General features: G+C 74.2%; 19 protein-coding genes. 12 read left to right on the plus strand and 7 right to left on the minus strand.

Annotated features, from left to right (window positions below; all coding sequences use genetic code 11):
• Nucleotides 1–33: 33 nt before the first annotated feature.
• Complete coding sequence (locus tag OMK64_RS06665; protein WP_272727296.1) at nucleotides 34–1,248, plus strand: ROK family transcriptional regulator; 1,215 nt, start codon at nucleotides 34–36, stop codon at nucleotides 1,246–1,248.
• Here the strand turns inward: OMK64_RS06665 and OMK64_RS06670 are convergent.
• The gene (locus OMK64_RS06670; protein WP_272727297.1) at nucleotides 1,184–1,921 is read right to left on the minus strand and encodes a hypothetical protein; all 738 of its coding nucleotides are present in this window, start codon (nucleotides 1,919–1,921) and stop codon (nucleotides 1,184–1,186) included. The two genes, OMK64_RS06665 and OMK64_RS06670, sit on opposite strands and share 65 nt — an antisense overlap.
• Before the next feature lie 124 nt (nucleotides 1,922–2,045).
• Between OMK64_RS06670 and OMK64_RS06675 the strand changes: the two genes are divergently transcribed.
• The 5 genes from OMK64_RS06675 to OMK64_RS06695 all read left to right on the plus strand — a co-directional run bounded on the left by OMK64_RS06675 (nucleotide 2,046) and on the right by OMK64_RS06695 (nucleotide 5,788).
• A complete protein-coding gene (locus OMK64_RS06675; protein ID WP_272727298.1) occupies nucleotides 2,046–2,888 on the plus strand; it encodes a DUF4397 domain-containing protein in 843 nt (280 codons plus the stop codon).
• Nucleotides 2,885–3,556 (plus strand): class F sortase, encoded by a 672-nt coding sequence (locus OMK64_RS06680; RefSeq protein ID WP_272727299.1) that lies wholly within the window; start codon nucleotides 2,885–2,887, stop codon nucleotides 3,554–3,556. The genes OMK64_RS06675 and OMK64_RS06680 overlap by 4 nt, the downstream gene beginning before the upstream one ends.
• 56 nt (nucleotides 3,557–3,612) lie before the next feature.
• Nucleotides 3,613–4,197, plus strand: a complete 585-nt coding sequence (locus OMK64_RS06685; protein WP_272727300.1) for an RNA polymerase sigma factor — start codon at nucleotides 3,613–3,615, stop codon at nucleotides 4,195–4,197.
• The gene (locus OMK64_RS06690) at nucleotides 4,184–5,038 is read left to right on the plus strand and encodes an anti-sigma factor (protein ID WP_272727301.1); all 855 of its coding nucleotides are present in this window, start codon (nucleotides 4,184–4,186) and stop codon (nucleotides 5,036–5,038) included. Before OMK64_RS06685 ends, OMK64_RS06690 begins: the two co-directional genes overlap by 14 nt.
• Nucleotides 5,039–5,152: 114 nt before the next feature.
• The gene (locus OMK64_RS06695; RefSeq protein WP_272727302.1) at nucleotides 5,153–5,788 is read left to right on the plus strand and encodes a fasciclin domain-containing protein; all 636 of its coding nucleotides are present in this window, start codon (nucleotides 5,153–5,155) and stop codon (nucleotides 5,786–5,788) included.
• A gap of 120 nt (nucleotides 5,789–5,908) precedes the next feature.
• Here the strand turns inward: OMK64_RS06695 and OMK64_RS06700 are convergent, their stop codons facing one another.
• A complete protein-coding gene (locus OMK64_RS06700) occupies nucleotides 5,909–7,309 on the minus strand; it encodes a glycoside hydrolase family 68 protein (protein ID WP_272727303.1) in 1,401 nt (466 codons plus the stop codon).
• Nucleotides 7,310–7,793: 484 nt separating this feature from the next.
• Between OMK64_RS06700 and OMK64_RS06705 the strand changes: the two genes are divergently transcribed.
• Complete coding sequence (locus OMK64_RS06705) at nucleotides 7,794–10,313, plus strand: glycoside hydrolase family 32 protein (RefSeq protein ID WP_272727304.1); 2,520 nt, start codon at nucleotides 7,794–7,796, stop codon at nucleotides 10,311–10,313.
• A gap of 104 nt (nucleotides 10,314–10,417) precedes the next feature.
• On the opposite strand, the gene OMK64_RS06710 is transcribed toward OMK64_RS06705, so the two are convergent.
• Nucleotides 10,418–11,479: a LacI family DNA-binding transcriptional regulator gene (locus tag OMK64_RS06710; RefSeq protein WP_272727315.1), complete on the minus strand. Its 1,062-nt coding sequence runs from the start codon at nucleotides 11,477–11,479 to the stop codon at nucleotides 10,418–10,420.
• A gap of 121 nt (nucleotides 11,480–11,600) precedes the next feature.
• Between OMK64_RS06710 and OMK64_RS06715 the strand changes: the two genes are divergently transcribed.
• From OMK64_RS06715 to OMK64_RS06730, 4 genes are all read left to right on the plus strand, one after another.
• Nucleotides 11,601–12,746, plus strand: coding sequence for a substrate-binding domain-containing protein (locus OMK64_RS06715; protein ID WP_272727305.1), 1,146 nt, complete (start codon nucleotides 11,601–11,603; stop codon nucleotides 12,744–12,746).
• Nucleotides 12,747–12,818: 72 nt separating this feature from the next.
• A complete protein-coding gene (locus tag OMK64_RS06720) occupies nucleotides 12,819–13,877 on the plus strand; it encodes an ABC transporter permease (protein ID WP_374694062.1) in 1,059 nt (352 codons plus the stop codon).
• The gene (locus OMK64_RS06725; protein ID WP_272727306.1) at nucleotides 13,877–14,650 is read left to right on the plus strand and encodes an ATP-binding cassette domain-containing protein; all 774 of its coding nucleotides are present in this window, start codon (nucleotides 13,877–13,879) and stop codon (nucleotides 14,648–14,650) included. The genes OMK64_RS06720 and OMK64_RS06725 overlap by 1 nt, the downstream gene beginning before the upstream one ends.
• A gap of 186 nt (nucleotides 14,651–14,836) precedes the next feature.
• A complete protein-coding gene (locus OMK64_RS06730) occupies nucleotides 14,837–17,140 on the plus strand; it encodes a glycoside hydrolase family 65 protein (protein ID WP_272727307.1) in 2,304 nt (767 codons plus the stop codon).
• A 39-nt stretch (nucleotides 17,141–17,179) separates the two neighbouring features.
• On the opposite strand, the gene OMK64_RS06735 is transcribed toward OMK64_RS06730, so the two are convergent.
• From OMK64_RS06735 to OMK64_RS06745, 3 genes are all read right to left on the minus strand, one after another.
• Entirely contained in the window at nucleotides 17,180–19,564 is a 2,385-nt protein-coding gene (locus OMK64_RS06735) for an ATP-binding cassette domain-containing protein (RefSeq protein ID WP_272727308.1), read from the minus strand.
• 153 nt (nucleotides 19,565–19,717) lie between these two features.
• A complete protein-coding gene (locus tag OMK64_RS06740) occupies nucleotides 19,718–20,128 on the minus strand; it encodes a VOC family protein (RefSeq protein WP_272727309.1) in 411 nt (136 codons plus the stop codon).
• Nucleotides 20,129–20,133: 5 nt separating this feature from the next.
• Nucleotides 20,134–20,583: a helix-turn-helix transcriptional regulator gene (locus OMK64_RS06745; protein WP_272727310.1), complete on the minus strand. Its 450-nt coding sequence runs from the start codon at nucleotides 20,581–20,583 to the stop codon at nucleotides 20,134–20,136.
• 139 nt (nucleotides 20,584–20,722) lie between these two features.
• Here OMK64_RS06745 and OMK64_RS06750 point away from each other — a divergent pair, with 139 nt between their 5' ends.
• On the plus strand, nucleotides 20,723–23,398 hold the full coding sequence (locus OMK64_RS06750; RefSeq protein WP_374694063.1) for a phosphoenolpyruvate carboxylase: 2,676 nt from the start codon (nucleotides 20,723–20,725) through the stop codon (nucleotides 23,396–23,398).
• Nucleotides 23,399–23,489: 91 nt separating this feature from the next.
• Here the strand turns inward: OMK64_RS06750 and OMK64_RS06755 are convergent.
• Nucleotides 23,490–23,832, minus strand: a 343-nt coding sequence (locus tag OMK64_RS06755) for a sigma factor (RefSeq protein ID WP_272727311.1), incomplete at its 5' end; no start/stop codon positions are given.

The following is a 23,832-nucleotide window of genomic DNA, read 5'->3' on the forward strand; positions in this document are numbered from 1 at the left end:
TAGAGTGACGCGGAACGGTGGAGGAGGTCAAGGGTGGCGACGGTCCCGGTGTCGACGAGGCGGCTGCGCGAGGTCAGCACACGCCTCGTCCTCGACCACGTCTGGGACGCCGACGAGGTGACCGGGACCGCGTTGATCGAGGCCACGGGCCTGTCGCGCGCGACCGTGCACGACGTCTGCGACGAGCTCATCGCCCAGGGGTGGGTCGTCGAGCTCGAGAGCCAGCGCCCGGCCGGGGACCCGAGACGTGGCCGGCCAGCGCGGCGGTACGCGTTTGACGCGCGCGTCGGTGTGGTCGTCGGCGTCGACGCGGGCCAGCACCGCGTGAGCGCGACCGTCACGGACCTGCGCGGCCACGCGCTCGCGCGCACCGAGCAGTCCGTGGCGGCGGTGGACGGCACGGCGGAACACCGTCTCCTGCTCATCGAGCAGGCGGCGCTCGGCGCGCTCGCCGACGCCGGGACGACGCCTCGCAGCGTGCTCGCCGTCGCGGTGGGCGTGCCCGCACCCGTCGACCGCGACGGTCGGACCGCGTTCCAGGACAACGCGTTCTGGGCGCGCATGAACCCCGACATCGGCGGCTACCTGCTCGCGCGGCAGGGCTGGACCGCGATCACCGACAACGACGCCAACCTCGCGGCGGTCGCCGAGCACTGGCGGGGGCACGGGCGGGACGCGCGCTGCCACGTCACGCTGCTCGCGGGCGAACGGTTCGGCGCGGGCGTGGTCGACGACGGGCGGCTCCTGCGCGGCGCGCACGGCGGCGTCGGCGAGATGCGCTACCTCGACCTCGTCGAGGGCGTCGGGTCCGCCGACGGCATCGCCGCCATCGTCCGCGACGACGCGCGCGCGCAGCTCCGCCGGCTCGACGGCCACGCCGGGTCGGTCCTGCAGGACCTAGACCCGGCCGTGCTCGACGCCGCACGCGTGTTCGCCGCCGCGCGCGAGGAGGACCCCCTCGCCGTGAGTGTGCTCGAGCACGTCGGTGCGCTCCTCGCGCGGGTCGTCGCGACCTTCGCGAGCATCTACGACCCCGAGCGCGTCATCGTCGCCGGCGCGGTCGCGGACTCGTGCGAGCCGCTGCTCGAGCTCGTGCGGCACGAGCTCGACCGCTACCTCGACCCGCCGGGGATCCAGGTGCTCGCGTCCGACCTCGGGGCCGACGTCGTCTCGGTAGGGGCGGTCAAGCGCGCGCTCGACCACGTGCGCGCGCACGCGCTCGAGATCGAACCGGCGCGGCTGCGCTGACCCCTGCGCCGAACCCGACGCGCCCCACGGTCGAACCGAGGACCACGAGCGCCGCCGCCGCGAGGACGTGCCAGACGCCGTGCCCCTGCCACGGCGTCGACGGGTCGCACCACGGCAGACCTGGGCGCGACATCGTCCCCACGGCTGCCCCCACCACGAGCAGCGCGAGCGCGAGCGTGACGCTCGGCCGCAGCGGCGGGCGAGCGCGAGCGCGCAGGACCGTCAGGCCGACCGCCGCCACGGCCACCCCGACCTGCGCGAGGTCGCCTGCCCGCGGGGCGAGCACGACGACGGGGACGAGCCCGCCCGCCGGGAGCGCCCACCACCACCAGACGCGCGTGCGGCCGCCCAGGTCGGCGGCCGCGTCGGCGACGAGAAAAGCCAGCGTCGCGAGCAGCGGGAAGTCGTGCGCGACATCCGACCACGCAGGGTCGGGCCCGTGCTCGACGGCCGAGCCGACGCCGGTCGCGGCGACGAGCGCCGCGTAGGTGCCGACCCGGCGCACTCCGGCGCCGGCCGGGTCGGTGCGACGGGCGACGAGCAGCACGACGAGCGCCCCGACGACGAACGCGAGGCTCGTCACTGCCGCGACGGGCTCCGTCACGGGACCGTCGGCGGCCTCGCACTGCGCGTCGCCGGCGACGATGCCCGTCCAGCGCGCCACCGCGTCCACCGTTCCAGCCTAGGCAGCCACTCGGCGAAGAAAGTTGCGTCTTCATGCATCCGAACGCGTCCATCCACCGGAAGAGAGGTCGAGAGTCCCGCCACCGGGCGGGCCGCACGGAAGGACGACCACGATGCGCGCACGACCTCTTGCCGCGACCGGAGCCGCCGGTCTCGCCCTCGCCGCCGTCATGCTGACCTCCGCCCCCGCCGGCGCCGCTCCCGGCGACGCGACCCTGTACGTCCTGCACGGCGTGCCGGGCCTCACGGTGGACGTGTGGGTCAACGGGCAGCGGACGCTCGACGACTTCACGCCCGGCACGCTCGCAGGTCCGCTCGAGCTCGCGCCCGGCACGTACACGGTCGCGATCACGGCCGCGGACGCCGCCGACGCGTCGTCGCCGGCGATCGGCCCGGTCGACCTGCAGCTCGCCGGGAACACGTCCTACACCGCGGTCGCGCACCTCGACGCGTCGGCCAACCCGACCGCGACCCTCTTCACCAACGACACGTCGACCACCGCCGCGGGTCAGGGCCGCCTCACGGTCCGGCACGTGGCCGCAGCACCCGCGGTCGACGTCCTCGCCGGCGGCTCCGCGGTGATCTCCGGCCTGACCAACCCGAACGAGCAGGTCCTGAACCTTCCCGCCGGCACGGTCAGCGCCAGCGTCGTCGCCGCCGGCACGACCGAGCCCGCGCTGCTGGGCCCGGCCGACGTCAACGTGGCCGAGGGCACCAACACGATCGTGTACGCCTGGGGCAATGGGACGGCGACCCCGTCGACGCTCGCGCTCGCGACGCAGGTCATCGACGGCCTGCACGGCACGCCGAGCGGGGTGCCGGCGGGGGAGCTGGGCCTCGCGGCCGACCCTGAGGTCCCGGCGTGGACCTGGGTGGCCGGTGGCCTGCTGGTGGCCGGGCTCGCCGCGGCGTCGGCCACGGCCGTCCGCCGTCGCGCGGTGACGGTCCGGCGATGAGGACTCCCGACCGTCACGCCTGGCAGCGCCTGGCGTCCCGGGCCGTGGCGCTCGGCGTGGCGGTCGGGGCCGTCGCAGGCTGCACCGCGGGCTCGGGACCCGCACCGGTGCCGACTGCCCGCACCACGGTGGCCGCGTCGCCCACGGGCGACGCGGCCCCGCCCGCGTCCACCCTGCCGCCGGTCCCCGTGCAGGACGCGGTCGCCCCACCGCCGGAGATGGTGATCGCGCCCGTCCGGCTCCAGGTCCCCGACCTCGCCCTCGACATGCCCGTCGACGCGGTCGGCGTCGCGGCCGACGGCTCGATGGAGGTGCCCCCGGACGCGGACCGCGCGGGCTGGTACCGGTTCGGCCCCGGCCCGGCGTCCGCCGAGGGCACGACGCTCCTCGCCGGCCACGTCGACTCGCGGATCAGCGGTATCGGGCCGTTCGCGGACCTGCGCCGGCTGACGCCGGGTGCTCAGGTCCAGGTGACGACGAGCGACGGCTCCGTGAAGCCCTACGTCGTGGTGGACGTCACGAAGGTGCCCAAGGAGACGGCACCGCTCGAGGACTGGTTCTCGCGCGAGGGGTCCCCGCGGCTCGTCCTCGTGACGTGCGGCGGCGCCTGGCGGGAGGACGTCGGCCACTACGCGGACAACGTGGTGGTCACGGCGGAGCCTGGGTGATCCCTATGCTGGTCACACTGCCGCCGACGTCGACGCACCGCCCTGAGGAGCCGCCCGTGAGTGCACGCGAGCCGTCGCCCGCGCGCGCCCCGGGCGAGGACCCGGACGGCGTCGACCAGCTCGGCCGCGACTTCGCCGCGGGGGACGAGCGCGCGATCCGCGAGGCGTACGTGCGCTGGTCGACCCTCGTGCACACGCTCGCGCTCCGCTCGCTCGGCACGACCGCCGAGGCCGAGGAGGTCACGCAGCAGGTGTTCGTCGACGCGTGGCGCGGTCGACACCGGTTCGACCCGACCCGGGCGCGGCTGCCCGCGTGGCTCGTCGGCATCACCCGGCACGCGATCGCCGACGCGCACGAGCGCCGCACGCGCGACCGCAAGCTCGCCGACGCCGCGACCCCGCCCCCCGCGACCGTGGCCTCCGCGGACGACCGGGTCGTCGACCGCCTCGTGATCGCCGACGAGCTCGACCGGCTGGGCGACCCGCAGCGCACCATCCTGCGGCTCGCCTTCTACGACGACCTCACGCACGACCAGATCGCGACGAGACTGGACCTGCCGCTCGGCACGGTGAAGAGCCATCTGCGGCGCAGCCTGGCGCGGCTCCGGACCCGATGGGAGGTGGACGGTGCGCTTCGATGACGAGCACGTGGACGACGACGTGCTGACGCTCCTCGCCCTCGGGGAGGACGGCGCGTCCGACGCCGAGCGCGCGCACGTCGACGCGTGCGAGCGGTGCACGGCCGAGGTGCGGACGCTCGCGGACGTCGCGGGCCTCGCCCGGACCGCGGGCGAGCTCGCGCCGCCGGCGCCGCGGGTGTGGGACGCGATCGCGGCCGAGCTCGGCCTCGCCGACGGCGTCGACGGGGCCGTGCCGACGCGTCCGGTGCTCGCACCGGTCGCACCCGCCGACGTGCCGGGTCCGTCGCAGCCGTCCGCGGAGCAGGCTGCTCCCGCGGAGACCGCGGCGGCGCCGTCGCCCGCGGCCGTCCCCGCCCCCGCGGCCACGGGCGCCGAGGCGCAGCCGGTCGCCGACGTCGTGCCGCTCACGCGGCGCTCGGATCGCTGGCGCTGGGTCGCGGCCGCCGCGGCCGTCGGCGTCGTCGCGGGTGCGGGCGTCACGTGGTGGGCGGGCCGCGAGCCCGCTCCGCAGGTCGTCGCGTCCGCGACGCTCGAGCCCCTGCCCGGCTGGGACGCGGCGGGGTCGGCGGAGGTGGAGACGCGCTCCGACGGGTCGCGCCAGCTCGTCGTGGACCTCACGGGCCAGGTCGGCGGCGACGGCTTCCGCGAGGTGTGGCTGCTCAAGCCCGACGTGTCCGGTCTCGTCAGTCTGGGCACGCTCGACGGCTCGACCGGCCGGTTCGACCTGCCCGCGGGCCTCGACCTCGACGAGTTCTCGGTCGTCGACGTCTCCGAGGAGCAGTTCGACGGCGACCCGGCGCACTCGGGCGACTCGATCGTGCGCGGACCGCTGCAGGCCTGAGCCCGCCCACGCCGCTGGTGCATCCAGGAGGGGGTGTCGACCGGAAGTACCGGTGACACCCCCTCCGGGGCGTCCGGCCCGCGCGGGCCGACCTCGACGACGCAGGAGTCGACGATGAAGATCCGACGCACCCTCTCCGCCCTGTGCGCTGCCGCTGTCGCGGCGGGCGCCGGCCTCGCCCTCGCGCCCGCCGCGAGCGCCGCCGGCACGACGTCGCTCGCGAGCGTGCTCGCGTCCGACGGCGACACGTTCGACCGCAACTGGTACGACTTCGACATCGTCGACCAGGCCGTCGCGACGGTCCTGGCCTCGAAGCCCGGCAGCCCCGTGGCGGTCCTCGCCGACGGTACGGTCCCGCTCACCGCGTTCATCCCGAACGACCGCGCGTTCCAGGTGCTGGCGAAGGACCTCACGCACCGCTGGTACGGGACGGAGCAGGAGGTCCTCACGGCGATCGCCGGGGCGGTCGGCGTCGACGCCGTCGAGCAGGTCCTGCTCTACCACGTCGTGCCGGGCGCGACGATCGACTCGGCGACCGCGCTCGCTTCGAGCGGCGCGACCCTGACGACCGCGCAGGGCGGCACGATCAAGGTGAAGGTCTGGTCGAAGCGCTACGCGATCGTGCAGCTCAAGGACCAGGACCGCAGCGACCTCGACCCGTTCCTCGTGCGGTCCAAGCTCGACCTCAACGCGGGCAACGTCCAGATCGCGCACGGCATCTCGCTCGTCCTGCGCCCGCTCGACCTCTGACGCCGCGGCGACGACCGTCGCGTCCACCGCCACGGCGGGGTGAGGCAGGAGCCCGGCTCCAGAGGGGGGGCCGGGCTCCTGCGTGCGGCACGGGGGAGGGCCCGTGCCGCGTCGGTCGGGTCACGGCACGGCGACCTCGGCGGGGATGTACGCGTACGGCAGCTCGCCGACGAGCCGCGACGTCGCGCCGTTCAGCTCGAGCTCGAGCGTCGGGGCCAGCGTCCCGCCGTAGACGACGTCGGACGGTCCGGGCCCGGTGGGCACGGTGTCGATGAAGCTCTCGACGAGCAGGTTCGGCATGACGTAGTGCGAGTACTGCTGCAGCGGCTGCTCGGGCGGGTTGCCCAGGACGAGCGCGCTGCCGTTCATCGGCCGGTAGTTGCTGCGCAGGCCGGGGCCGACGAAGCCGTAGACGCCGTCCGGTCCGGCCGCGATCTCGCCGGGGTCGGTGAGCCCGGGCGCGAACGTGAACATGTGGCTGATCGTCCACAGGTAGTACTGGCCGTCCTGGACGACGAGGTGCGGTCGTTCGGTCTGCTGGTTGGTGCACTCGGCGGACAGCAGCGGCGGGAGCAGCTTCCACTGCGTGAAGTCGGCGGACTTCAGCTCCATGAGCCCGATGTTCCCGGTGTAGTACCGGGCGTCGGCCGGTGTGACGTGGCCCGGCGGGACGCGTCCGATCTCCGACCGGTCGCACGTGTGCGTGCCGGCGACGCCGCCGTTGTTGCCCTCGAACAGCGCGTAGATCCGGTGGTCGGTGGGGTCGCGGAACACGAACGGGTCGCGGAACGCGTAGATGATCGGGCCGGCCTGCGACTGCTCGAGCGTCTGGTAGAGCGTCCCGTCGGCCTCGGCGATGATCTGGTGGTCCTCGAACCCGGTGAACCACACGCCGTCCGCGTCGGTGTGGATCTGACCCTGCGCGTGCGCGAGACGCTGGAGCGCGTCGGTCGGGTCGATCCCGCCGTCGTCGTGGCCCGACGCCGTGTAGAACGCGTGGATCGTGCCGTCGTCGGCGATCACGGTCGACCCGGCCCACTCGCGCGAGCCGAAGGACGAGCCGGCGGGGAACAGGTCGCCGCCGTACGTCCAGTTCTGCGCGTCCTGGGAGTAGAAGAAGCCGATCTTCGCCTGCCAGTGCCGGTCGCCGAAGAAGATGTCCCGGGGCGCGGTGAGCGAGAAGATGATGTTCCACCCCTCGTACGCCACGGGCTGCATGTTCAGGTCGGTGAGCGGCCAGGTGTCCCAGATCCAGACCTGGTCGGTCATGACCGGGAAGTCGGACGGGATGAGCGGCGCGGTGTTGGTGGCGTCCTGCTCGATCTTGAGCGCGTCGGCGCGCGTCCAGTTGGCGTGGTACGTCGAGCGCGGGCTGAACACGGCGTCGATGCGCTGACCGCCGCCGATGCTCGGGCCGGGGATCCGGTCGGGATCGGCGACGGCGGTGGACGGTGTCGTGAGCACGGCGAGCGTCGCGGCCGAGAAGGCGAGCGCGAGCACACCGCGGAGGGTGCGGTTCATGAGAGTTCCCCTCGTGCGGGTCCCGGCGGGCGTCGTCGCCCGTCGGGCCGGACGGACCGGCGTCCGAGGTGTCGGACGGTGCCGGTGGTGCGGCGCGGGGTCTGAGGGCGCGCCGGGGACACGGTGCGCCGATCGTCAGGACGCACCGGTGCGGTGGGGCCGTCCGGAGGGCGACCGACCGGGTGGGGCGGCGTGCGCTGTCCTCACACGCCTGAGCGCTGCGTCGGCGTGCATGACTGAGGGCACGCCGCAGGTGCGTCGGGCGCACCTGGGTTCCAGGAGGTCACAACCGCGTGACTCCCGTTCATTCCGGCGATGACTGCCGGACCGGACCTAGGGAAGCACGGTCCCGGAGTGGTCGCAAGGGTCCGGGACGAAGTCGTCGTCATCCTGTTCCCTTCCGCTTGACAACGTTGTCAGCCACGCGCCAGGCTGACGCGGACGGCTCGAGGGGGAGCCGCCCGGACTCGACGAGGAGTACCGCGTGCGCGCACGGACGTTGGCCGCAGTCGCCGGAGGGGTCGTGATGTCGATGGTCCTCGCGTGCCCCGTGCCGGGGGAGTCCGAGGGCGACGACCCGTATCGGCCGGTCGCCCACTTCGCCCCGGCGCAGCACTGGGTCAACGATCCCAACGGCCCGGTCTGGTACGAGGGCCGCTACCACCTGTTCTTCCAGCACAACCCCGCGGGCGACGTGTGGGGCTCGATCTCGTGGGGCCACGCGGTCAGCGACGACCTCGTGCACTGGGAGGAGCTGCCCGTCGCGATCCCCGCGACCGAGGACGAGCTCGTCTTCTCCGGCACGGTCGTCGTGGACCACGGCAACACGAGCGGCCTCGGCGCCGACGGTCGCGACCCGCTCGTCGCGGTCTACACGAGCTACGACCCGACGACGCACGTGCAGGCCCAGTCGCTCGCGTCGAGCACCGACGGCGGCACGACGTGGACCCGGTACCCGGGCAACCCCGTGCTCGACGTCGGCTCGCGCGAGTTCCGCGACCCCAAGGTGCTCTGGTACGCCGACGGCGGGTACTGGGTGATGCTCGTCGTCCTTGCGACCGAGCACGTCGTGCAGCTCTACCGCTCCGACGACCTGCGCTCGTGGACCCACCTGAGCGACTTCGGCCCGGCGCACGCGGTCGGCGGCGTGTGGGAGATGCCCGACCTCGTCGAGCTGCCGGTCGACGGCGACCCGGACCGGACGCGGTGGGTCCTCGTCGTGAGCCTCAACCCGGGGTCGCCGACGGGCGGGTCCGGCACGCAGTACTTCGTCGGGGACTTCGACGGCACCGCGTTCACGCCCGACGACCTGCGCGACGGTGACGACGAACCCGCCGGCGACGTGGTGGCCGCGTTCGACGGCCCGACCTACGGCGACGGCTGGGAGACGACCGGCAGCGCGTTCGGCTCAGGTCCCGTCGCCGGCACCCTGCCGGGGCAGAACCCTGTCTCCGGGTTCCTGGGGGAGCGGGCCGTCAACAGCTTCGTCGGCGGCGACCGGTCCGTCGGGACGCTGACGTCGCCCCCCTTCCGGATCACGCGCAGCCACCTCGCGCTGCTCGTCGGCGGGGGTGACGCGCCCCGCGAACCGGGCACGGGCGACGGCGCCGCGCCCCCCGGGACGGTGCTGGGCGACTTCGAGGGCGACGGGTTCGCGGGGTGGACCGCGTCGGGCACGGCGTTCGGCGACGGCCCGACCCGCGGCGACGCACCCTGCCAGGACGGCGTCACCGGCTACCTCGGCACGGGCCTCGCGAGCTCGTACCGCAACGGCACCTCGGGGGACCCGTGCGTCCCCGTGCCCGACACCGGCACCGGGACGCTGACGTCGCCCCCCTTCACGATCGACGCCGATCACGTGAGCTTCCTCGTCGGCGGCGGGCCGCACCCGGACACCGCGGTCCGCCTCCTCGTCGACGGGCAGGTCGTGCGGTCCACCTCCGGGCCGCAGAGCGGGACGCTCGACTGGGCGTCGTGGGACGTGAGCGACCTGCGTGGGCGCGAGGCGCGCGTCGAGATCGTCGACGCGTCCACCGCCGGGTGGGGCCACGTGCTCGCGGACCACGTCGTGCTCGGCGACGAGCCGGCGCTCCCGCGTGGGGCCGCGGCGTCCGTGGACCTCCTCGTCGACGGGCAGGTCGTGCGCAGCGCGACCGGCACCGGCTCCGAGGCGCTCGACTGGGTGTCGTCGGACGTCCGGGACCTCGTCGGGCGGGACGCGCGCCTGCGCGTCGTGGACTCGGCGACCGGCCCGTGGGGGCACGTGCTGGTCGACCACGTCGTCGCGACCGACGCGGCCGTCCCGCGCCGGCTCGAGCGCTACGACTGGATGGACCACGGGAGCGACTTCTACGCGCCGCTGACGTTCGCCGAGCACCCGGACGGCGAGGCCGTCGCGATCGGCTGGATGAGCAGCTGGACGTACGCCGCGTCGACCCCGACGACGGGCTGGCGCGGGGCCATGACGCTGCCGCGCCGGCTCTCGCTGCGGACCGTCGACGGCCACGTCCGGCTGGTGCAGGTCCCCGCGCCCGACGCGTCGGCCCTCGCGAGCGAGCCACGCTGGACCGTGCGCGACGTGCCGCTCGACGACGCGGTCGTGCCGCTGCCGCGCGCGGCGGGGGACGCGCTGCTGCTCACGGCCGAGCTCGACGTGGGCACCGCCGACGAGGTGGGCCTGCACGTGCGCGGTAAGGACGGGCAGCGGACCGTCGTCGGCTACGACGCGCGCACGGGCCGCCTGTTCGTCGACCGGCGGGCGTCGGGCGTGGTGGACCTGCACCCCGCGTTCCCCGCGGTGCACTCGGCGCCCGTCGAGGTCGCGGACGGGCGCGTGCGGCTCACGGTCGTGGTCGACCGGTCGTCGGTCGAGGTGTTCGCGCAGGACGGCCTCGTCACGATCACCGACCTGGTGTTCCCCGACGCCGACGCGCAGGGCGTCGCGGCCTACGCGGAGGGCGGCCGCGCGGTGCTGCGGTCGCTGGAGGTGCGTCGCCTGGGCTGACGCGGCGTCACGCGCACCGGTCCGGGGCACGCTTGCCCGACCCGCCGACCCGCCGGACCGGGGGTCAGGCGGGCCGCACCCACCCCTCGCGGGTCCGCCGTGCGCTACGCGGTGCCGTGGCGCCGGGGTGCGATCTCGCCCGAGCCGCGCACGACGAGCCGCGTCGCGAGCACCGTGTGGGTCGACGGGAGTGACCGGTCCTCCAAGCGGGCGAACACGCGCTCGGCCGCCGCGCGCCCGATGGCGACCGGGTCCTGCGCGACGACCGTGACGGCGGGGTCGAGCAGGTCCGCGAGGGCGAAGTCGTCGAAGCCGACCACGGCGACGTCGTGCTGCATCCCGAGGGACCGCAGCGCGCGGATCGCGCCGATCGTGACGAGGTTCTGGCTCGTGAACAGCGCCGTGGGCGGGTCGTCGGAGCGGAGCAGGCGGAAGGTCGCGTCGAACGCGAGCTCGACCGTGTGGAGGTCCCGGACGACGAGCTGGTCGTCCGCGGGGACGCCCGCCTCGGCGGCGGCCTGGCGGAACCCGTCGAGGCGCTGGGCGGCGGTCGCGATCGTCGACAGGTCGCCCAGGTGCGCGATCCGGCGGTGGCCGCGGCGCAGCAGGTGCGCGGTCGCGCCGCGGGCTCCCGCGACGTTGTCGACGACGACGCTGTCGACGTCGATCCCGACGGGAGCGCGGTCGACCGCCACGACGGGCGTGCCGGCGTCCATCTCCGGGCGCAGGTACGCCTGGTCGCCCCCTGTCGCCGACAGGATCAGCCCGTCCACGCGTCGGGACACGAACGTGCCGACGAGCGCCCGCTCGCGCTGCGGGTCCTCGTCGCTGCTCGCCGACAGGACCGACACCCCGCGGGACTCCGCGACGTCCTCGACGGCGCGGTGCATCGCGGCGCAGAACGGGTTGTCCACGCTCGACAGGAGCAGCCCGATGCTCTGGGTCCGCCGGACGCTGCGGCGCAGGTTGCCCGCGAACGGGTCGGGCTGGAAGTGCAGCTCGCGCGCCGCGCGGTTGACCCGCTCGGCGGTCGCGGCGGCGACCCCGGGCTCGCCGTTGACGACGCGCGAGACGGTCTTGATGCCCACGCCGGCCCGTTCGGCGACGTCGCGCATGGTCGCCCGGGCGCGCCGCGGCGTCCCGTTGGTGTCCGCTGGCTGAGACATCGTTGTCACCGACCAACCGTAGCGTGAGCGCGAGCGCTTGACGCCTCTCGGAAGCGATGTGTAGACAGTCCGATGACAACGGTGTCAGCGGCCAGCCGGCCGCACGGTTGGAGGGGGCTCCATGACCACCACACGCAGACGTCCTTCCTCGGTCCTCGTCCCGGCAGGGCGCCGGACCCGGACCCGTATCGCGCTCGCGACCAGCACGTTCGTCGTCGCGGGGATCCTATCGACCGCCTGCTCGTCCGACTCCGGCTCCGGCTCGGGCGCGACCGAGGGCGGCACGGACGGCGACGACACCGTCGCCGTCTCGCTCATCGTCAAGACCACGACGAACCCGTTCTTCGTCGCCATGCAGGAGGGCGCGCAGCAGGCCGCCGACGCCGAGGGCGTCGACCTCACGCTCGCCGCCGGCCGCGAGGACGGCGACGAGGACACGCAGATCCAGGCGATCGAGAACGCGATCTCCCAGGGCCAGGACGGCATCCTCATCACACCCAACGGCCCGGCGGTCGTCGACGCCGTCGAGCGGGCACGCGAGGCGGGCCTCTACGTCATCGCGCTCGACACCCCGCCCGAGCCCGCGGACGCGGTCGACATCACGTTCGCGACCGACAACGTGGACGCGGGCCGCCGCATCGGCGAGTGGACCGCCGCCACGCTCGCGGGCGAGGACGCCGTCATCGCGCTCCTCGACCTGTTCGACGACCGCATCGTCAGCGTCGACCACTCGCGCGACCAGGGCTTCCTCGAGGGCATGGGCATCGACACGGCCGACGACCAGGCCAACGGCGACGAGGCGAAGACCGGCGACTACTCGGGCGGCAGCTACACGATCGTCTGCAACGAGGCGACCGGCGGCGCGGAGGACGGCGGCGCGACCGCGATGGAGAACTGCCTGTCGCAGAACCCCGACGTCAACGTCGTCTACACGATCAACGAGCCCGCCGCGTACGGCGCCTCGCAGGTGCTCGAGAGCGCCGGGAAGTCGCCCGACGACGTGCTCCTCGTCTCGGTCGACGGCGGCTGCGCCGGCGTCGGGTATGTCGAGAAGGGCATCCTCGACGCGACCTCGCAGCAGTACCCGGTGCGCATGGCCGAGGAGGGTGTCAAGGCGATCGCGCAGCTCGCCCGCACCGGTGAGAAGCCCGAGACCACCGACGGGCTCGACTTCTTCGACACCGGCGTCGCGCTCGTCACCGACGAGCCTGCCGAGGGTGTCGAGAGCATCACGTCCGCCGACGCGAAGGAGATCTGCTGGGGCTGAGCGCCCCGGACGGCGGCCGGGCCCCCGCACCCGGTCGCCGTCGCCCGCCGATCCCGCACCCGAGGAGGAGACGTGCCCTCACGTACCGTCCCGCCGGCGTCCGCTCCCGCGCCCGCCGCGCCCCAGCCGCACGTCGCGGACGAGTTCCTGCGACGCCAGTCCACCGCCGGCCGCATCCAGTCGGTCCTGCACCGCCACCCCGCCCTGAGCCCGGCGCTCGTGCTCGTGCTCTCCGTCGTCGTCTTCGGGCTGCTCAACGACCGCTTCCTGCGGCCCGAGAACCTCTCGCTCGTGACGCAGCAGGTCGCCGTGGTCGGCGCGCTCGCGGTCGGCCAGACGCTCATCATCCTGACCGCCGGGATCGACCTGTCGGTCGGCGCGATCATGGTCCTGTCGTCGATGGTCATGGCCCAGACCGCCGTGGCGAACGGCCTGCCCGGTCCGGTCGCGCTCGCGGTCGGGCTCGCCGTCGGGCTCGTCGCGGGTGCCGTCAACGGCCTGCTCGTCACCCGGCTCAAGCTCCCGCCCTTCATCGTCACGCTCGGCACGCTCAACGTGTTCCTCGCGCTCACGCTGCTCTACTCGAAGGGCGCGACCGTGCGCGGCGGCGAGCTGCCGTCGCTGCTCACGTGGACCGGCGAGGCGTTCACCGTCGGTGGCGTGCGCGTCACCGTCGGCGTGCTCGTCATGCTCGCGATGTACGCGGTCGTCGCCTACGCCCTCGGCCGCACCGCGTGGGGCCGGCACGTGTACGCGGTCGGCGACGACAAGGAGTCCGCCGCGCTCGCGGGCATCCGCGTGCCGCGCGTGCTGCTCAGCGTCTACGTCACCGCGGGCGGGCTGTTCGCGCTCGCGGGCTGGATCCTCGTCGGCCGCATCAACGCCGCGAGCCCGAACGCGGCAGCCGAGGCGAACCTCGACTCGATCACCGCGGTCGTCATCGGCGGCACGAGCCTGTTCGGCGGCCGCGGCGCGGTGTGGGGGAGCCTGCTCGGCGCGCTCATCGTCGGCGTCTTCCGCAACGGGCTGTCCCTCGCGGGTGTCGACGTGCTCTACCAGACGCTCGCCGTCGGCGTGCTCGTCATCGTCGCGGTCGCGGTCGACCAGTGGATCCGGAAGGAGCGTGCGTGATGACACAGGACAGCGCACGGACGCCCGTGCTGCAGGCGACGGGCCTCGTCAAGACGTTCGGGCGGGTCGTGGGCCTCGACGGCGTCGACCTCGAGCTGTACCCGGGCGAGGTGCTCGCGATCATCGGCGACAACGGCGCCGGCAAGTCCACCCTGGTCAAGTGCCTGTCGGGCGCGTACACCCCCGACCAGGGCCAGCTGCTCCTCGAGGGGCGGCCCGTGACGTTCCACGGACCGCAGGAGGCGCGCGCCGCCGGCATCGAGACGGTCTACCAGAACCTCGCCGTGTCCCCGGCGCTCGACATCGCGAGCAACCTCTACCTCGGACGCGAGCAGCGCCGCAGCGGCGTGCTGGGCTCGGTGTTCCGGATGCTCGACACCGCCGGCATGCGGGAGCGGTCCGAGCAGCAGCTCAAGGCGCTCGGCATCAGCACGCTCCAGGACGTCACGCAGGCCGTCGAGACGCTGTCCGGCGGGCAGCGTCAGGCCGTCGCGGTCGCCCGGGCGGCGGCGTTCGGGTCGAAGGTCGTCATCCTCGACGAGCCGACGGCCGCGCTCGGCGTCCGCGAGTCGGGGCAGGTGCTTCAGCTCGTGCGCGACCTGCGCGAGCGCGGGCTGCCCGTGATCCTCATCAGCCACAACATGCCGCACGTCTTCGAGGTGGCCGACCGGATCCACGTCCAGCGGCTCGGCCGCCGGGCGGCGGTCATCACCCCGGAGACGCACTCGCCGAGCGAGGCGGTCGCCCTCATGACGGGCGCGGTCGCCGCCTGACCCGCCCCTGCGCGGGTCCCCGCCGGGGCCGTCCACGCACACGACGCGCGGACGGTCCCGGCGCCGCGCGCCGTGGGCGGGCCGTGGGCGCCGCGCCGTGCGACGGACCGCCCGGGCTCGCCCAGCGACGGTCTGACCTGCACGTTTCCCTCGTGCGACGCGCTCCCGCGTGTGTTGCACTGTGGCATGCCGCTGACCGTCGAGCCCTGGGTGCTGCGCGAACCCACCCTCCACGTCGACGACCTGCCGTGGGCGGCCGCGCTGCTCACGGTCGCGAACGGGTACCTCGGTGTGCGGGGCACGCTCGAGGAGCAGCGTCCGGAGGTGCCCGACGGCACGCTCCTGGCACGCGTCTACGAGCGGTTCCCGTTCGAGTACGCCGAGCGCGCCTACGGCTTCCCCGACCACGACGAGCGGCTGGTTCCCGTCGTCGACGCGTGCGCGGTCGACCTCGAGGTCGACGGCGAGCGGTTCGACGTGCGCACCGGGACCCTCGAGCACCACGAGCGGATGCTCGACCTGCGCACCGCGGTCCTGCACCGCGAGGCGGTGTGGACGTCGCCCGCGGGCACGACCGTCGAGGTGCGGACCCGGCGCTGGGTCTCGCTCGTCCGGCCCGAGCTCGTCGTCGCGTCGTACGAGGTGCGCGCGCCGCGCGGCGCCCGCGTCCGGGTGCGCCCCGTGCCGGGCTGCCCGGGGCCCTCGGGCGACGCATCGGAGCCCGGACTGGTGACCGACGCGTGCGGGCACGAGCCCGGGGCGTCGTGGACCGCGCAGCGGACGGTCCGCGCCGGGGTCGGCGTCGTGCTCGCGACCCGGCACGACACGTCGTCGTCGCCGGGCGTCGAGGCGGCGTGGGCCGACGGCCCGCACGGCCGGTGGCTCGAGGCCGACCTCGACGACGCCGGCTGGGTCCGGGTCACGACGCACGCCGCCTACGGGTGCGGGCGCCGGCCCGTCGAGCAGCTGCTCGCGGACGCGCGGGACGTCCTGGACGCGGCGGCCGAGGCGGGGGACGACGCCCTGTCGGCCGAGCAGCGCGCCTACCTCGACGAGGTGTGGGAGCGGGGCGACGTCGTCGTCGAGGGCGACGACGAGCTCCAGCAGGCCGTCCGGCTCGCGGTGCTGCACACCGTGCAGGCGGCCGCGTGCATCGAGGGGACCGGCCTGCGCGCCAAGGGCCTCACGGGCACCGGCTACGAGGGGCACACGTTCTGGGACGCCGAGGGCTTCGTCATGCCCGTGCTGGACCACCTCGTCCCGGCGGCCGCGGCCGCCCACCTGCGCTGGCGGCACGCGACCCTGCCCGAGGCGCGCGAGCGGGCCCGCGTCCTCGGACTGCCCGGCGCTGCGTTCCCGTGGCGCACCATCTCCGGCGCCGAGTGCTCGGGCTACTGGCCCGCGAGCACCGCGGCCGTCCACGTCACCGCCGACATCGCCGAGGCGGCCGTCCGGCACGTCGCCGCCACGGGCGACGACGCGCTCGAGCGCGAGGTCGTCGTCGACCTGCTCGTGCACGGCGCGCGGTTCTGGATGGCGCGCGGCCACGTCGCGGACGACGGCCGGTTCCACGTGCACGGCGTGACCGGTCCCGACGAGTACACGGCCGTCGTCGACGACAACACGTTCACCAACGTCATGGTCGCCCGGGCCCTCACCGCCGCCGCGCGCGTCACGGGCCGGCTGCCCGACGAGGCCCGCCGCCTCGGCGTCGACGACGACGAGCGCACGCGCTGGTCCGCCGCCGCGGAGTCCGTCGTCATCCCGTACGCCGAGGACCTCGGCGTCACCGAGCAGTCGGCCGGGTTCACCCGGCACCCGCGGTGGGACTGGTCTCGCGGCCCCGAGGGCTGGACGCCGTTCGAGTCGCACGTGCACTACACCGAGCTCTACCGGCACCAGCTCGTCAAGCAGGCCGACCTGGTCGTGGCGCTCGCGGTCGACCACGAGCGGTTCTCGCTCGAGCAGAAGCGCCGCGACTTCGCGTACTACGAGCCGCTGACCGTGCGCGACTCGTCGCTGTCCGCGAGCGTCCAGGCGGTCGTCGCGGCCGAGCTCGGGCACCTCACGCTCGCGCACGCCTACACGCGCGAGTGCGCGCTCATCGACGTGCGCGACCTGCGCCGCGAGACGCAGGACGGCGTGCACGTCGCGTCGATGGCCGGCGCGTGGAACGCCCTGGTGCACGGGTTCGGTGGCCTGCGCCTCGACCACGACCGGGTGCGCCTCGCGCCGCGGCTCCCTCCGCACCTGTCGCGGCTGCTGTTCCGCGTCCAGGTCGACGGCTCGCGCCTCGAGGTCGACGCGCGCCGCGACGAGGTGACCTACCGGCTGGTCGACGGCGCGCGCGTGACCCTCCGGCACGTGAGCGGCGACACCGACGAGGACGTCACGGTGAGCCGCGACGCCCCGACGGCCACGCGCCCGCTCGTCCCCGTCGCCGAGCCGACCCCGCCCCGCCAGCCGCCCGGCCGCGAGCCGCAGGCCTGACGCCGACCGCACGCCGCACGGGGCGTCGCGGCGGTGGGGTCAGGCGCCGACGTACGTCGCCAGGTGCTGACCCGTGAGCGTCGAGCGGTCCGCGACGAGGTCGGCCGGGGTGCCCTCGAAGACGACGCGGCCGCCGTCGTGGCCGGCGCCCGGGCCCAGGTCGATGATCCAGTCGGCGTGCGCCATCACGGCCTGGTGGTGCTCGATGACGATGACCGACTTCCCCGACTCGACGAGCCGGTCGAGCAGGCCGAGCAGCTGCGCGACGTCGGCGAGGTGCAGGCCGGTCGTCGGCTCGTCGAGGACGTAGATGCCGCCCTTCTCGCCCATCTGCGTCGCGAGCTTGAGGCGCTGCCGCTCGCCGCCCGAGAGCGTGGTGAGCGGCTGGCCGAGCGTGAGGTAGCCGAGGCCCACGTCGGTGAGCCGGTCGAGGATCGCGTGCGCGGCGGGTGTGCGTGCGTCGCCCGAGCCGAAGAACTCCTCGGCCTCGGTCACGGGCATGGCGAGCACCTCGGCGATGTTCTTCCCGCCCAGCGTGTACTCCAGCACGCTCACCTGGAAGCGGCGCCCCTCGCACTCCTCGCACGTCGACTCGACGGTCGCCATGACGCCCAGGTCCGTGTAGATGACGCCCGCGCCGTTGCACGTCGGGCACGCGCCCTCGGAGTTCGAGCTGAACAGCGCGGGCTTGACGCCGTTGGCCTTCGCGAAGGCCTTGCGGATCGGCTCCAGCAGGCCCGTGTAGGTCGCCGGGTTGCTGCGACGCGAGCCGCGGATGGCGCCCTGGTCAATCACGACGACGTCGTCGCGCGTGGCGACCGACCCGTGGATGAGCGAGCTCTTGCCGGACCCGGCGACGCCCGTGACGACGCACAGCACGCCGAGGGGGACGTCGACGTCGACGTCGCGGAGGTTGTGCGTCGACGCGCCGCGGATCTCGAGCGCTCCCTGCGGCGAGCGGACGTCCGGCTTGAGGGCCGCACGGTCGTCGAGGTGGCGGCCCGTGATCGTGCTGCTCGCGCGCAGGCCCTCGACCGTGCCCTCGAAGCAGATCGTCCCGCCGCCGGTCCCGGCACCCGGGCCCAGGTCGACGACGTGGTCCGCGATCGCGATCGCCTCGGGCTTGTGCTCGACGACGAGCACCGTGTTGCCCTTGTCGCGCAGCTGCAGCAGCAGCTCGTTCATGCGCTGGATGTCGTGCGGGTGCAGCCCGATCGTCGGCTCGTCGAACACGTAGGTGACGTCGGTGAGCGACGACCCGAGGTGCCGGATCATCTTGGTGCGCTGCGCCTCGCCGCCCGACAGCGTGCCCGCGGGCCGGTCGAGCGAGAGGTAGCCGAGCCCGATCTCGGTGAACGAGTCGAGCAGGTGCTGCAACCCCGCGAGGAGCGGCGCTACCGTCGGCTCGTCGAGCCCCCGGACCCACTGCGCGAGGTCGCTGATCTGCATCGCGCACACGTCGGCGATGTTCTTGCCCGCGATCCGCGACGACCGTGCCTCGGGTGCCAGGCGCGTCCCCTCGCACTCCGGGCACGTCTGGAACGTCACGGCCCGCTCGACGAACGCACGGATGTGCGGCTGCATCGCGTCGACGTCCTTGGACAGCAACGACTTCTGGATCTTCGGGATCAGGCCCTCGTACGTGACGTTGATGCCCTCGACCTTGATCTTGGTCGGCTCCTTGTAGAGCAGGTCGTCGAGCTCGCGCTTGCCGTAGTCCCTGATCGGCTTGTCGGGGTCGAAGAAGCCGCTGCCGCGGAAGATGCGCCCGTACCAGCCGTCCATCGTGTAGCCCGGGACGGTCAGCGCGCCCTCGTTGAGCGACTTGCTGTCGTCGTACAGCGCGGTCCGGTCGAAGTCGGTGACCGCGCCCATGCCCTCGCACCGCGGGCACATGCCGCCCAGCACCGAGAACTCCGCCTTCTCGGCCTTCGTCCGGTCGCCGCGCTGCACCGTGATCGCGCCCGCGCCCCTCACCGACGGCACGTTGAACGAGAACGCGTTCGGCGAGCCGATGTGCGGCTGCCCGAGCCGGCTGAACAGGATCCGCAGCATCGCGTTCGCGTCGGTCGCGGTGCCCACGGTCGAGCGCGGGTTGGAGCCCATGCGCTCCTGGTCGACGATGATCGCGGTCGTCAGGCCCTCGAGCCGGTCGACGTCGGGGCGCGCGAGCGACGGCATGAAGCCCTGCACGAAGGCGCTGTACGTCTCGTTGATCATGCGTTGCGACTCAGCGGCGATCGTCGCGAAGACGAGCGACGACTTGCCCGACCCCGACACCCCGGTGAACACCGTGAGGCGCCGCTTCGGGATCTCGAGGCTCACGTCCTTGAGGTTGTTCTCGCGCGCGCCCTGCACACGGATGAGGTCGTGGCTGTCCGCGACGTGCGACGCGGCCGGTGCGGTGCTCGTGGCGGTGCTCATGGGATCTCCCTGGGGACGCGAGGGGGGTCGGGACCGATCTAACCAGCCGGGTCCGACGCGCACGGGCGACCCGCTCGCACGGTCGGTGCGAGCGGGTCGGCGGCGGACGCGACGGTGCGGCGGGCGGCACGCGGCCGGCGGGTGTGCGGTCGGTCAGCCGACCTGGTTGATCCGGAGCTGGTTGCCGGCGGGGTCGCGGAACGCGGCGTCGCGGATGCCGTACGGCTGGTCGGTCGGCTCCTGGACGACCTCCGCGCCCGCGGCCTGCAGCTTGTCGAACGTCGCGTCGAGGTCGGGCGTCGCGAAGACGAGCGTGGCGTAGGTGCCCTTCGCCATCATCTCGGTGATGGTCCGCTTCTCGTCGTCGGTGACGCCCGGGTCGGCCGCCGGCGGGTAGAGGACGATCGACGTGCCCGGCTGCCCGGCGGGACCGACGGTGATCCACCGCATGTCGCCGTAGCCGACGTCGTTGCGGACCTCGAAGCCCAGCACGTCGCGGTAGAACGCGAGCGCGGTGTCGGGGTCGTCGTGGGGGAGGAACGTGTTCGCGATGGTGATGTCCATGCGCGTCACGCTAGGCGCGGCTCCGACGGCGTCGCTTCTCGATTCCTGACCGGTCGCGTCACCTGCTTGGCCACGCACGACGGGATGCCCGCGGTGCTGTGGGCGGCCGACCCGCGGTACACGCTCGGCGGCACGCCGACCAGCTCGGTAAACCGCGTCGAGAACGTCCCGAGCGACTGGCAGCCGACCGCGAAGCACACCTCGGTGACGGACATGTCCCCGCGCTGGAGCAGCGCCATCGCACGCTCGATCCGGCGCGTCATGAGGTACGCGTAGACGGACTCGCCGTACGCCGCCTTGAACTGCCGGCTCAGGTGCCCCGCCGACATGTGCGCCCCGCGGGCGAGCGCCTCGACGTCGAGCGGTTGCGCGTACTCGCGGTCGATCCGGTCCCGCACGCGACGCAGCCGCGCGAGGTCGCTGCGCCGCTGCTCGGCGTCGGCCCTGCTGGTCACGAGGTCGATGCTGCCACGACGGCGGCCCCCGCGTCCGCCCCCGCACGGACGCCACCGGCGCGCCTCGCGGTCGCCCGGCCGGTGCCCAGCGCCTGGACCGTGGGCGACCGCAGCGCCGGTCGGGGCCTATCTTGGCCCGGTGACTGCACCGCTTCCCCCGCGCGACGTGCGTCGCGGCCTCGCCCGGCACGACGTCCCCGAGCCTCTGCGCAACGACGTCCGCGTCCTCGGCGAGTTCCTCGGCCGGGTGCTGCGCGAGTCCGTCGGCCAGGACCTGCTCGACGACGTCGAGCAGCTCCGCGAGCTCGCGATCCGCGCGCACGACGAGCCCGACAGCGACGCGCTCGAGCAGGCCGAGGCCCTCGTCGCCGGCCTGTCCCTCGAGCGTGCCGAGCAGGTCGCCCGCGCGTTCACCTGCTACTTCCACCTGGCCAACACGGCCGAGGAGTACCACCGCGTCCGCGTGCTGCGCGAGCGCGAGGCCAGCCTCGAGCCGAACGACCTGGCCCCCGACGACTCCCTGCCGGCCGCGGTCGAGCGGGCGCGCGAGGAGCTCGGTGCCGACGAGGTGCGCACGCTCCTGCAGCGCCTCGAGTTCCGCCCCGTCCTGACGGCGCACCCGACCGAGGCCCGGCGTCGCGCGGTGTCGAACTCGATCCGCCGCATCGCCGAGCTCGTGGGCGAGCGTGACATCCGCAGCCGCGGCGGCATGTCGATCGCCGAGAACGACCGCCGCCTGCTCGCCGAGATCGAGACCCTGTGGCGCACCGCGCCGCTGCGCCAGGCCAAGCCCACGGTCCTCGACGAGGTCCGCACGGTCCTCAACGTGTTCGACTCGACGCTCGCCGACGTCCTGCCCGCGGTCTACCGCCGGCTCGACGACTGGCTGCTCGGCGACGAGGCGGGCACGCAGGCGCCCGAGGTCCGGCCGTTCGCGCGCCTGGGCTCCTGGATCGGCGGCGACCGCGACGGCAACCCGAACGTCACCGCGGAGGTCACGCGTGCGGCCGCGACGCTCGCGTCGGAGCACGCGCTCACGGCGCTCGAGGCGTCGGCCGTGCGCACCGCCGCCGGCCTGACGCTGGGCACCGACATGACGCCGCCGTCGGCCGAGCTCGCGGCGCTCTGGCAGCGCCAGCGCCTGCTCTCCGAGGAGATCACGGCGCGCGTCGCCGGCGAGGCGCCCAACGAGCCGCACCGCCGGGTCGTGCTCGTCCTCGCCGAGCGCATCGCGGCGACCCGCCGTCGCGACGCCGACCTCGCGTACGGCTCGCCCGAGGAGCTCGAGGCCGACCTGCTGGTCGTGCAGCGCTCGCTCGTCGAGGCCGGCGCGTCGCGCTCGGCGTACGGGGACCTGCAGCGCCTGCTGTGGCAGGTCCAGACGTTCGGCTTCCACCTGGCCGAGCTCGAGGTCCGCCAGCACTCGCAGGTCCACGAGTCGGCGCTCGCGGACATCGAGGCGAACGGCGTCGACGGCACGCTCGAGCCGCGCACGCTCGAGGTGCTCGACACGTTCCGCGCGCTCGGCACCGTCCAGCGCCGGTTCGGCCTCGCCGCCGCGCGCCGCTACATCGTGTCGTTCACGCAGTCCGCCGAGCACCTCGCGGCCGTGTACCGGCTCGCCGAGCTCGCCTACGGCGGCCCCGACGACGTCCCGGTCATCGACGCGATCCCGCTGTTCGAGACCTTCGCCGACCTCGAGGCGAGCGTCGACATCCTCGAGGGCGCGCTCGAGATCCCGCAGGTGCAGAAGCGCCTCGCGGAGAACGGTCGCCGCGTCGAGGTCATGCTCGGCTACTCGGACTCCTCCAAGGACGTCGGCCCGGTGTCCGCGACGCTCGCGCTCGACACCGCGCAGCAGCGGATCACCGAGTGGGCCCGCCGGCACGACATCGTGCTCACGCTCTTCCACGGTCGCGGCGGCGCGCTCGGGCGCGGCGGCGGCCCCGCCAACCGCGCGGTGCTCGCCCAGCCCCCGGGCTCGGTCGACGGCCGGTTCAAGCTCACCGAGCAGGGCGAGGTCATCTTCGCCCGCTACGGCGACCCGGTCATCGCCGCGCGGCACATCGAGCAGGTCGTCGCCGCGACGCTGCTCGCGAGCACGCCGTCCGTCGAGGAGCGCAACGCCGGCGCGGCCAAGCGGTTCGCCGACCTCGCGAAGCAGCTCGACGTCGCGTCGCGCACCCGGTTCCACGAGCTCGTGCGCGCCGAGGGCTTCCCGCAGTGGTTCGCCGAGGTCACGCCGCTCGAGGAGCTCGGCCTGCTGCCGATCGGCTCGCGTCCGGCCCGTCGCGGCCTGTCGGTGTCGTCGCTCGACGACCTGCGCGCGATCCCGTGGGTCTTCTCGTGGTCGCAGGCGCGCATCAACCTCGCAGGCTGGTACGGCCTCGGCACGGCGCTCGACGCCGTCGGGGACCTGGACGAGCTGCGGGCCGCGTACGCGCAGTGGCCGCTGTTCACGACGATGATCGACAACGTCGAGATGTCGCTCGCCAAGACCGACGAGCGCATCGCCGCCCGTTACCTGGCGCTCGGCGACCGGCCTGACCTCGCCGAGAAGGTGCTGTCCGAGATGGTGCTCACGCGCCGCTCGGTCCTCGCCATCACGGACAGCGACGCCGTCCTCTCGCGGCGTCGGATCCTCGGCCGCGCCGTCCAGCTCCGCAGCCCGTACGTCGACGCGCTGTCGCTGCTCCAGCTTCGCGCGCTGCGCGGTCTGCGCACGGGCGACGCGACCGAGCAGGCCGACGACCTGCGCCGCCTGCTGCTGCTCACCGTGAACGGCGTCGCGGCGGGCGTGCAGAACACCGGCTGACGCATCCCCGGGCCTCGGCCCGGACCCCCGTGACGACGCCCCGTGGTCCGACGACCGCGGGGCGTCGTCGCGCGTGGGCGCCCTCGGCCTGTCAGGCCGGCAGCGACACGACCCGCGGCGGGTCCTCGCCGCGGGCGAGCGCGTCGAGGACGAGGCGCTCGTGCGGCACGACGGGCTCCGGGAGGTCGGCCAGCGGGAACCACGCGAGGTCCTCGGCCTTGTCCTCCTCGCGACGCGACGGGTCGCCCGTCCACGTCCGCGCCTCGAAGAACACGTCGACGCGCTGCTCGACGGCCGGTCCGCCGCGCTCGAACCGGTCGAACGCGCGCCACGCGCGCAGGTAGGCGTCCTGCAGGACGTCCTCCGCGTCGTGCAGCGAGCCGGTCATCCGGTAGCAGTGCGCCAGGAGCTCACGCCGCAGCGGCTCCACGAGC

The sequence above is a fragment of the Cellulomonas fimi genome (genome assembly GCF_028527925.1).
Lineage (GTDB): Bacteria > Actinomycetota > Actinomycetes > Actinomycetales > Cellulomonadaceae > Cellulomonas > Cellulomonas fimi_C.

Excerpts from the sequence above, each read along its gene's own strand:
- OMK64_RS06675 (WP_272727298.1), top strand. The coding sequence starts at position 2,046 with ATGCGCGCACGACCTCTTGCCGCGACCGGAGCCGCCGGTCTCGCCCTC.
- OMK64_RS06680 (WP_272727299.1), top strand. The coding sequence starts at position 2,885 with ATGAGGACTCCCGACCGTCACGCCTGGCAGCGCCTGGCGTCCCGGGCC.
- OMK64_RS06695 (WP_272727302.1), top strand. The coding sequence starts at position 5,153 with ATGAAGATCCGACGCACCCTCTCCGCCCTGTGCGCTGCCGCTGTCGCG.
- OMK64_RS06700 (WP_272727303.1), bottom strand. The coding sequence starts at position 7,309 with ATGAACCGCACCCTCCGCGGTGTGCTCGCGCTCGCCTTCTCGGCCGCG.
- OMK64_RS06710 (WP_272727315.1), bottom strand. The coding sequence starts at position 11,479 with ATGTCTCAGCCAGCGGACACCAACGGGACGCCGCGGCGCGCCCGGGCG.
- OMK64_RS06715 (WP_272727305.1), top strand. The coding sequence starts at position 11,601 with ATGACCACCACACGCAGACGTCCTTCCTCGGTCCTCGTCCCGGCAGGG.
- OMK64_RS06725 (WP_272727306.1), top strand. The coding sequence starts at position 13,877 with ATGACACAGGACAGCGCACGGACGCCCGTGCTGCAGGCGACGGGCCTC.
- OMK64_RS06730 (WP_272727307.1), top strand. The coding sequence starts at position 14,837 with ATGCCGCTGACCGTCGAGCCCTGGGTGCTGCGCGAACCCACCCTCCAC.
- OMK64_RS06735 (WP_272727308.1), bottom strand. The coding sequence starts at position 19,564 with ATGAGCACCGCCACGAGCACCGCACCGGCCGCGTCGCACGTCGCGGAC.
- OMK64_RS06740 (WP_272727309.1), bottom strand. The coding sequence starts at position 20,128 with ATGGACATCACCATCGCGAACACGTTCCTCCCCCACGACGACCCCGAC.